The sequence below is a fragment of the Shewanella sp. genome, assembly GCF_051658185.1.
Classification (GTDB): domain Bacteria; phylum Pseudomonadota; class Gammaproteobacteria; order Enterobacterales; family Shewanellaceae; genus Shewanella.
On the sequence record NZ_JBOFMC010000232.1, the window covers coordinates 1 to 8,841 of the forward strand.

The 8,841-nt window shown below is 48.5% G+C and carries 7 protein-coding genes; 4 read left to right on the forward strand and 3 right to left on the reverse strand.

What is annotated here, in order from left to right; translation table 11 throughout:
- Positions 1–478: 478 nt before the first annotated feature.
- Positions 479–1,360, reverse strand: coding sequence for a LysR substrate-binding domain-containing protein (locus tag ACRCZA_RS09150; protein WP_438674138.1), 882 nt, complete (start codon positions 1,358–1,360; stop codon positions 479–481).
- A 227-nt stretch (positions 1,361–1,587) separates the two neighbouring features.
- On the opposite strand from ACRCZA_RS09150, the gene ACRCZA_RS09155 reads away from it, so the two are divergent.
- A complete protein-coding gene (locus ACRCZA_RS09155) occupies positions 1,588–2,817 on the forward strand; it encodes an MFS transporter (protein ID WP_438674139.1) in 1,230 nt (409 codons plus the stop codon).
- A gap of 246 nt (positions 2,818–3,063) precedes the next feature.
- Here ACRCZA_RS09155 and def read toward each other — a convergent pair whose 3' ends face one another.
- On the reverse strand, positions 3,064–3,555 hold the full coding sequence (gene def, locus ACRCZA_RS09160; RefSeq protein WP_438674140.1) for a peptide deformylase: 492 nt from the start codon (positions 3,553–3,555) through the stop codon (positions 3,064–3,066).
- Between the two features lie 321 nt (positions 3,556–3,876).
- On the opposite strand from def, the gene ACRCZA_RS09165 reads away from it, so the two are divergent.
- Positions 3,877–4,242, forward strand: coding sequence for an MGMT family protein (locus tag ACRCZA_RS09165; RefSeq protein WP_438674143.1), 366 nt, complete (start codon positions 3,877–3,879; stop codon positions 4,240–4,242).
- Positions 4,243–4,427: 185 nt separating this feature from the next.
- On the forward strand, positions 4,428–5,201 hold the full coding sequence (locus ACRCZA_RS09170; RefSeq protein WP_438674144.1) for a DUF3108 domain-containing protein: 774 nt from the start codon (positions 4,428–4,430) through the stop codon (positions 5,199–5,201).
- A gap of 113 nt (positions 5,202–5,314) precedes the next feature.
- Here the strand turns inward: ACRCZA_RS09170 and ACRCZA_RS09175 are convergent, their stop codons facing one another.
- Positions 5,315–6,094: a class II glutamine amidotransferase gene (locus tag ACRCZA_RS09175; protein WP_438674141.1), complete on the reverse strand. Its 780-nt coding sequence runs from the start codon at positions 6,092–6,094 to the stop codon at positions 5,315–5,317.
- A gap of 243 nt (positions 6,095–6,337) precedes the next feature.
- Here ACRCZA_RS09175 and fadE point away from each other — a divergent pair, with 243 nt between their 5' ends.
- Positions 6,338–8,785 carry an acyl-CoA dehydrogenase FadE gene (fadE, locus tag ACRCZA_RS09180; RefSeq protein ID WP_438674142.1) on the forward strand — a complete coding sequence of 816 codons (2,448 nt, stop codon included), beginning with the start codon at positions 6,338–6,340 and terminating at the stop codon, positions 8,783–8,785.
- Positions 8,786–8,841: the final 56 nt, after the last annotated feature.

Sequence of the window (8,841 nt, forward strand, 5' to 3'; positions counted from 1 at the left end):
GAGTGTTGAGTGTTGAGTGTTGAACGAGACACGGGAAACATTGTATTTATTGCGTGCCCCCTAAAGCTTAGGGCGTATTCACCTAAGTTTATTGCGTGTCACCGAATGAGCATGCGACGCGGCTAAATAGCGTTCACACGACAATCCTGCTTAGGTGAACAACGTGTTGCTTCCATCGCCCTAACGCTTTGTTTGCCGTGAACATAAGTGCTCGAACATAATTGCTCGAACATAGGTACTTAAATATCAGTGTTCGAATATAGGTACTCTATATGTGAGCAAACAGCATTTGAAATAATGAATTTTTATAAAATTGATAAATCAATATTATAAAATCGCTTTGACTCACACCTGAACAAGGCTAGCCGAGCGCTTAATCAAACGCTAAGCACTGATGCACAGCCTTAAGGCAGGGCCGACAAGCTTGGGCCGTTCGATAAAAACGCAAATATTGGCGAAACTTGCCGTCATTGCTCGATTAGAGCGTTAATTTAGGCTGGATAAAATCAATAAAAACTGAAATACGCTTAGCCACTGCGGAGGATTTATAGTACACGGCATTAATTTGCTCCCTTGCGCCATGGCTCAGCTTGTCATCTTCTAGAAGCGAAATTAACCGCCCCATTGCCAGATCCTCCTTGACCATAAATCCCGACAAGCACGCAATACCATTGCCCGTGAGGGCGAGTTGCCGAACCGTTTCACCATTGCTTGCATGCATATTGGCTTGCAGGTGGCTAAAACCTCTGAGCGGCCAGTCATTCAAGCTTTTCGGGCTCAAAAAACCGATGGTGTCATGGTGGGCAAGATCGCTCGGTTTATGGGGTATTCCCCGCCTAGCTAAGTAATCCGGCGAAGCCACAATGTAGAGCCGACTTCTGCCCAGCGGCCGAGCGTGTAATGTCGAGTCCGTTAATGGGCCGATGCGAAAAGCTAAATCGGTTTTCTTTTCGAGTAAATCCACCAAGCCTTCATTGGATGTCAGCTCCAGTTCAATATCGGGATAAGCCTGATGAAAAGGCTGGATCAAGGGCACCAACTGATGAAACACAAAGGGACTGGCAGCATCAACCCTTAATCGCCCCTTTGGCAACTCTCCCCGAGTGATAATATCTTCTTCTGCCTGCCCAATTTGCTGCAATCCAAGGCGCACGGCTTCCACAAATTGCCGCCCCTCGTCGGTGAGCTCAAGCCGCCTTGTCGTCCGGTTGAGGATAGACACCCCCAGCTGGCTTTCAATCTTAGTCACCGCCCGTGATACACGGGAGATCTGCAAATCAAGCACCTCTGCCGCGGCAGAAAATCCACCAGTGTCGACCACAGCCAGCAACATCATTAACTCATCGGAACGGGTCTTCATGTTCTTGCCTCACCATCATCTTCTGGGCGCACCATCATGATATTAGGTGTAAAGTCCGCCCTGCGCGCTACATATTTGCATTTATAGCAAATATTATTTGTCAAAATCGCTATTTTTAACAAATAAACGCTACCGCATAATTCGCCCAATCCAAATCATCCAGCCAATCGCCGCGGCAAATTTCGCGGGATGAAATGTCATTAATCTATCAATAAGCGAGTAATATTATGCCATTAGCTCTTCTAGCATTGACGCTCAGCGCCTTTGCTATCGGCACGACCGAGTTTGTGATCGTTGGACTCCTGCCAACCATGGCCGCCGATCTCAACGTCTCATTACCCTCAGCAGGACTGCTCGTCAGTCTGTATGCTTTAGGCGTCGCCATTGGTGCGCCCGTATTAACCGCGCTTACCGGCAAGTGGAATCGTAAACATGTGTTATTAACCCTGATGTCGCTGTTCGTCATCGGTAACCTGCTGGCATGGCAAGCGCCCGGCTATCAGACCTTGATTGTGGCGCGCATTTTAACGGGCCTTGCCCACGGCGTGTTTTTTTCAATAGGTTCGACCATTGCCACGGGCCTTGTCGCAAAGGACAAAGCCGCTAGCGCAATTGCCGTTATGTTTACAGGCTTAACCGTAGCCTTAGTGACTGGCGTCCCCTTAGGGACCTATATTGGCCAAACCTTTGGTTGGCAAGCCACTTTTTTGATTGTGGCACTATTAGGTTTACTCGCCTTAATCGGTAGCGCTCTGTTAGTGCCGAGCAACCTTAAGCAGCCGCCCGCGGCTAAATTATCTTCACAACTGCAGGTATTAACCCAGCCTCGCCTGCTACTCATCTACGCGATTACCGCCTTAGGTTATGGCGGCACCTTTACCGCCTTTACTTATCTTGCGCCAATTTTACAGCAAGAAAGTGGCTTTAGTGCCAACGCTATCAGCCTGATCATGCTGGTGTATGGTGTGTCAGTGGCGATTGGCAATATTTGGGGCGGAAAAATGGCCGATAAGATGGGACCAATCAAAGCCTTGACCATCATTTTCTCTGGCCTTGCGGTGATTTTAGTGACATTTAACCTCACCGCCATTCACCCTATCGCGGCGGTGGCGACCATTTTAGTCTGGGGAGCCTTTGCTTTTGGTAACGTTCCGGGATTGCAAGTGTATGTGGTAAAACTGGCAGAAAAGTACGCACCGGATGCCGTCGATGTTGCCTCCGGTTTCAATATTGCAGCCTTTAACGTGGGGATTGCGTTAGGTTCTTGGGGCGGCGGCTTGATTGTGGCCAATGCAGGCTTGATGCACACGCCCTGGATAGGCGCAGTGATTGTACTCATCGCCCTCGCCTTAACCCGCTTAAGTGGCCGACTGGATGCTCGCAGCCAAGCGAGTCTAGAGGCTCAGCCTGCTAAGGCTCAAGATGGCGCCACACCGGCTATTGAGCTCTCGCGCTAAAAGGCAACAGACAGCTAACGAGTGTTATGACAGCAACGAAGTGTTCTTACCGCAAGTGTTATTACAAGTAGTGTCGTTTTAGCTTGCTGATGGCGTCAGTTCATCATGCTCGATTTGAATGACTGGCAACACCCCGTGGACTAAACAACCAAGTCAGTTAAACAATCAAGTCCGCTAAACAATCAAGTCCGCTAAACAATCAAGCCCCAATATTTTGGGGCTTGATTGTGACTCTTAACGGCAAAGTTAGGCGTATTTACGCACCTTCTTAAGGGCAATTTGCTGTTTTAACATAGATAAATGTTCAATAAACACTTTGCCATCTAAATGGTCGATTTCATGCTGAAGCACAATCGCTAAAAACTCATCGGTTTCAATTTCGAGCGGTTTGCCTTGTCTATCTAAAGCGGTGACCTTCACTTTTTCAAAACGGGTCACTTTGGCGCGATATCCCGGAATAGAAAGACAACCTTCTTCCCCCACATATTCACCTGATTTTTCAACGATTTCAGGGTTGATCAGCACCATGGGCTCGTTACGATCTTCAGATAAGTCGATGACAATCACCGCATCGGTACTGCCCACTTGGGTCGCCGCGAGCCCGATGCCATCTTCCGTGTGATACATGGTTTCGATTAAATCATCGATAAATCCCTGAATCGCTTCTATATCTTTTACAGGTTGTGCTTTGCGTTTTAGACGCTCATCGGGAATAGTCAGAATATCGAGTACAGCCATGCCTATATCATCTCTTATTGAATCAAAAAAATTGGCGCTATTATGAACTATTCCTGTGTTTTCTCAACATTCATGAGCAATGCGTTTATGTCACCAAAGTGCAATCGCTTTTATCTATTGCAAGTCGCCGCTTATTCGCAACATTCACCCCGTCAGAATTTAGGGTTACACTGCGCTTATTTATGGGTTACGGGAGGTTAAATCGTGGATGTGAGCAAGGTGCATCGCCAAAAACGCCATATTACTCAGTCTTACGCTCAGTGTTGTACTGATGTTCAGTCTGCTCCTCAACTGCCGACTCAAGCCCAGGCGGCGCCGCACATGGAGGAGTTCCATCAACATGCTAAAACGCTAGTCCCTATGGCAAGGATCTGGCACGTTGTGGCCATGATCCCCGAAGGAAAAGTCAGCAGTTACGGGAAACTTGCCGATCTTGCCGGACTCCCGGGCCGCGCGCGATACGTCGCTACCGCGCTTAAATCTGCGCCGAAGCAGTTAGCGCTGCCCTGGCATAGAGTGCTTAATCATCAAGGACGTATTGCCTTTGAGGCAAATTCAGTCCACTTTCAGCAACAACAGAGATTATTGCGTGATGAACATGTCATCGTGGTTCAGGGCAAAGTCAATTTATCTCAATTTGAATGGCGCCCCGATATGCCCACCCTAGTGCTGGCACTGCCATTTTAGATTACTATGTTAAGCAATAGAGGCAAGTACAGGGCGCCGAGTGTGACACCAACGCCGCCCAGATAACGGCGGCAACACCATAAATGACCACACTGGTAAATTGAGCGAGACGATATAACCCTGTGCAACCCAGTAACCATCTCAAACATAAGGAGCATACTGTGCGTATCATTTCTACCTTGGGCATGGGGCTTTTAGCACTGAGCCAGAGTGTGTTTGCCATGGCAACACCTACGCCATTGACGCCCCTCACGCCACAAACTGCTGAATATCAAGTCAATTATGGTGATATTGAATTAGGTAAAGCCAAATATAACCTGCCTAAAATGACAAACGGGGTGTTTACCTATCGCTTTGAAAGTGATTTAAGCCTGCTGCTGTTAACCGATGTGCGCCGCATTTCCAGTGAATTTACCTTAAATGGCAACCAGCTCAGTCCAATACGCTACCATCATCTACGGGAAGGTGTAGGCCCAAACTACCTTGAACAAACCGCCTTCACCAAAGACCAAGGTGTTATCCAGACCCATTACAAGGATAAAAAAGCGCAATTTGCCTTTGAGGGCGATATTTTTGACCCGTTGATGGTGCAATTACAATTCAGGCTAGATATCAGCACTGGCAAAGAAGTGCTGGACTACCGCATGGTGAAAGACAATAAGGTCGATGAATATCAATTTCATGTGATTGGCAAAGAACGCATGAAGCTTGGCAGCGAGAGCTACGACACGGTCAAAATTGAGGTTGTGCGCAAAAATAATAAGCGGCAAACCTTTTTTTGGATGGCGCCCGAGTTAGCCTATTTACCCGTCCGTTTAAGCCATTTTGAAAAGGGCGATAAGCAACTGGATATCAAACTCATTAAATATCATTTTGATAGGGAGCATGTGGCCAAGCCCGCCCCAGCCGTGATTGCCCCGGTTAAAGCCCCGAAATTATTAGGTACTGGTGAACATTAACGCGGTTTGGCTTTAGCGGATCCTCCCATAACGGGGATCCGCAGCCGCTTAGCCAATGACCTTAAGATAACTCATGCCACTGTGACGCATTAGCTCAGCTGTCACAGGGGAAATTAACCTGCAAGTACCAGTTCACCGGCACGGAATAACCGCCATTGCCCAGGCGCGATGTGCTGCCAATCCTCGTTCACCGTTAATGGCCGAGTCGCAATAATCGTCACAACATCATGGGGCGTCGTTTCTTTATCAAAATCAATCACCACCTCAGTATCAATTAATTTGGCCTGTCCAAAGGGGGCCCGCCGAGTGATGTAACATAAATGATTGGTGCAATAACTCATGAGATATTCACCGTCACTGAGCAACATATTAAATACCCCCAAAGCGCGGATCTGCTCAGCAAGGCTCGCCACAAACGTAAATACTGCCAGCATATCTGGCGGCGCAGTATCACCAAACTTGGCCGCCAGCTGCTCTAACAACCAACAAAAAGCCAGTTCGCTGTCGGTATCCCCCACGCTCTGATAGCGTGAAACCGGAAATAGATGTTGATAGTCAGTCAGCTGGCCATTGTGAGCATAGGTCCAATAACGGCCCCACAACTCACGGGTAAAAGGATGGGTGTTTTCAAGCGCGACACGGCCACGATTGGCTTGGCGAATATGGCTTATCACCACCTCACTCTTAATAGGATAGGATTTAATCAACTGCGCAATATGTGATTGACTGCTCGGACACGCATCCTTAAAGGTGCGGCTGCCCTTACCTTCGTAAAACGTGATCCCCCAACCGTCAACATGGGGGCCTGTTACCCCGCCCCGTTGTGCTAATCCGGTAAAACTGAACACGATATCGGTTGGCACATTGGCGCTCATCGCCAGTAATTCACACATAGTTATTGCCTTTCTATCTTAACTATCAAGGGTTTTGCATTGTAACGGCAGCTCACGCATTGTGGAATGATCAAAATTGACAAAAATTTTAAACAATTGTTTGAAAAATGCTTGTATTAAAATTCCCTTAGGTTTAACTTTTACGCCACACAGGTCTGACCACAATCTATAATTGTGATCGTACTCAACAAAACTCGCTGTGACCTGTGCTTGGCAACTCGGTCATACTTAAGGAGAAATATAGTGACTACCCTACTTTGGATCATCGCCATGATCTTAGTGCTAGGAGCCCTAGCTTACCTTCGGGTATCTTTGCTCACTGCCACTATTGCCGCCGCTGTTGTAATGGCAGGCGGATGGATGCTCGATGTTATTGGCCCTATCTCTTGGATCGTTTTCCTCGTGATCGCGCTGCCATTTAATATCAAACCCGTTAGACAACATCTAATCAGCCGCCCGCTGATGAAAGTATACCGCGGCATTATGCCCGAAATGTCTTCCACCGAAAAAGAAGCGATTGAGGCCGGCACGACCTGGTGGGAAGCCGATCTCTTCGCCGGTAACCCCAACTGGAAAAAACTGCATAATTATCCCGTAGCCCGCTTAAGTGCCGATGAGCAAGCCTTCTTAGATGGTCCGGTTGAAGAAGTGTGCCGCATGGTGAATCAACACCAAGTGTCACACCAACTGGCTGATTTACCTGCTGAAGTTTGGCAATATCTGAAAGATCATGGCTTCTTCGCGATGATCATTAAGAAAAAGTACGGCGGTTTAGAATATTCAGCCTACGCCCAATCCCGCGTGCTGCAAAAGCTTGCCGGCTTAAGCAGCGAACTGGCCTCAACTGTCGGCGTACCTAACTCTTTAGGCCCAGGCGAACTGTTACAACACTATGGCACGCCAGAGCAGCAAAACTATTACCTGCCACGGTTAGCCAAAGGCTTAGAAGTCCCCTGTTTCGCATTAACTAGCCCAGAGGCTGGCAGTGATGCGGGTTCTATCCCTGACTTTGGTATCGTGTGTAAAGGCCAATGGGAAGGTGAAGAAGTGCTGGGCATGAAATTAACGTGGAACAAGCGTTATATCACCCTCGCCCCAGTTGCGACCGTGTTAGGTCTGGCGTTTAAACTGCGCGATCCTGATCATTTATTAGGTGATAAAGAAGAGCTAGGCATTACCTGCGCCCTGATCCCAACCGATGTCAAAGGCGTTGAAACCGGTCGTCGCCACTTCCCGCTAAACTGTATGTTCCAAAACGGTCCAACTCGCGGTAAAGAGGTATTCGTTCCTTTAAGCTTTATCATCGGTGGCCCGAAAATGGCCGGCCAAGGCTGGCGCATGCTGGTGGAATGTTTGTCTGTTGGCCGTGGGATTACTCTGCCATCCAACTCCGCTGGTGGCGTAAAAACCGCCGCGCTAGCAACCGGTGCCTATGCGCGTATTCGTCGTCAATTCAAACTGCCAATTGGTAAGTTAGAAGGGATTGAAGAGCCAATGGCCCGCATCGGTGGTAACGCCTACCTGATGGACGCGGTGACCTCATTAACCACCACGGGTATCGACTTAGGTGAAAAACCCTCGGTTATCTCCGCTATCGTGAAATATCACCTGACCGATCGTATGCAAAAATGCGTTATCGATGCCATGGACATTCACGGCGGTAAAGGGGTGTGCTTAGGCCCTAACAACTACTTAGGCCGAGGTTACCAAGCGGCGCCGATCGCGATTACCGTTGAAGGTGCCAACATCCTGACCCGTTCGATGATTATCTACGGCCAAGGTGCCATTCGCTGCCATCCTTACGTATTGGCCGAAATGGAATCAGCCTTTGACACTCAGTCAGGCCAAGGCTTAGCCAACTTCGATGCGGCAATTTTTGGCCACATTGGTTTTGCGACCAGTAACTTTATCCGTAGTCTATGGTTAGGCTTAACCTCAAGCCGTTTCTCGAATGCGCCCTACTCAGATAAAACCAAGCGTTATTATCAACAAATGAACCGTTTTAGTGCCAACCTTGCCCTGCTATCTGACTTAGCGATGGCGACGTTAGGCGGTAACTTAAAACGTAAAGAGCGTATTTCAGCCCGTTTAGGTGATTTATTAAGCCAGCTTTACCTTGCCTCAGCGACCTTGAAACGTTACCAAGATGAAGGCCGTCAAACCGACGATCTGCCATTGGTACAATGGGCGGTTGAAGATGCTCTGTACAAGTTACAGGCGTCATTAGACGATTTACTGGATAACTTCCCGATGGGTCTGGGCGGCATATTGCGCGCGGTGATCTTCCCATTTGGTCGCCCACTAAAACGCCCAAGCGATGTGCTTGACCATAAAGTGGCCAAAATCATGCAAACGCCCTGTGAAAGTCGTGACCGTTTAGGTAAAGGGCAGTTCTGGACTAACTCTGAGCACAATGCTGTGGGTATTCAAGAACAAACGCTTAAGGATATTCTCGCCGCCGAGCCGTTATTCGACAAAGTCTGTAAAGCCAGCGGTAAACGTCTGCCCTTTATGTGGTTAGATAAAACCGCCGCAGAAGGTAAAGCCTTAGGCGTACTAACCGACAGCGAAGTACAACTGTTGGAACGTGCCGAAATCGGCCGAATGAAGTCAATCAATGTCGATGACTTTGCCCCCGCCGAACTGCGACCAGAAGTAGTCGCCACCGCGTCACAGGAACGCGCAGCCTGATCCCTGCGATGTCCCCCCTAAACCACCCAAGGAGGCCACAGGCCTCCTTTTTGTTA

Coding starts and splice junctions, on each gene's coding strand:
- ACRCZA_RS09150 (WP_438674138.1), bottom strand. CDS start 1,360: ATGAAGACCCGTTCCGATGAGTTAATGATGTTGCTGGCTGTGGTCGAC.
- ACRCZA_RS09155 (WP_438674139.1), top strand. CDS start 1,588: ATGCCATTAGCTCTTCTAGCATTGACGCTCAGCGCCTTTGCTATCGGC.
- def (WP_438674140.1), bottom strand. CDS start 3,555: ATGGCTGTACTCGATATTCTGACTATTCCCGATGAGCGTCTAAAACGC.
- ACRCZA_RS09165 (WP_438674143.1), top strand. CDS start 3,877: ATGGAGGAGTTCCATCAACATGCTAAAACGCTAGTCCCTATGGCAAGG.
- ACRCZA_RS09170 (WP_438674144.1), top strand. CDS start 4,428: ATGGGGCTTTTAGCACTGAGCCAGAGTGTGTTTGCCATGGCAACACCT.
- ACRCZA_RS09175 (WP_438674141.1), bottom strand. CDS start 6,094: ATGTGTGAATTACTGGCGATGAGCGCCAATGTGCCAACCGATATCGTG.